The sequence below is a fragment of the Vibrio marinisediminis genome (assembly GCF_014050145.1).
Classification (GTDB): domain Bacteria; phylum Pseudomonadota; class Gammaproteobacteria; order Enterobacterales; family Vibrionaceae; genus Vibrio; species Vibrio marinisediminis.
The window spans coordinates 1-284 of record NZ_JACFYF010000204.1 but is presented as its reverse complement, the minus strand read 5'-3'; the positions used below and the strand labels follow the sequence as shown (position 1 = coordinate 284).

The following is a 284-nucleotide window of genomic DNA, read 5'->3' as shown; positions in this document are numbered from 1 at the left end:
TCATGCTGTTCTACCTGTTCATCTCCCTGGCCGCGGGAATCACCGCCATCGCCAAGATGGTCGGGCTACTGGCGCCGGTCCCGCTGTGGGCGACCAGCTCGGTGGTAATGGCGGCCACCCTGCTCTACACCCTGTATGGCGGACTGCGTGCCTCGATCTTTACCGACAAGGTGCAGATGATCGTGATCATGCCGCTGCTCGCCGTGCTGCTGATCGTCGGCTGGCAGGCCGCCGGCGGCGTCGACCCCACCCTCGCCGGACTCGAGGCGGCGGCGCCGCAACTG

1 protein-coding gene is annotated in these 284 nt (G+C 66.9%); it reads left to right on the top strand.

Features of this window, described 5'->3' with window-relative positions:
• Positions 1–284 (top strand): sodium:solute symporter family transporter (locus tag H2O73_RS20915; protein ID WP_438696107.1); only part of this gene is annotated, 284 nt, incomplete at both ends.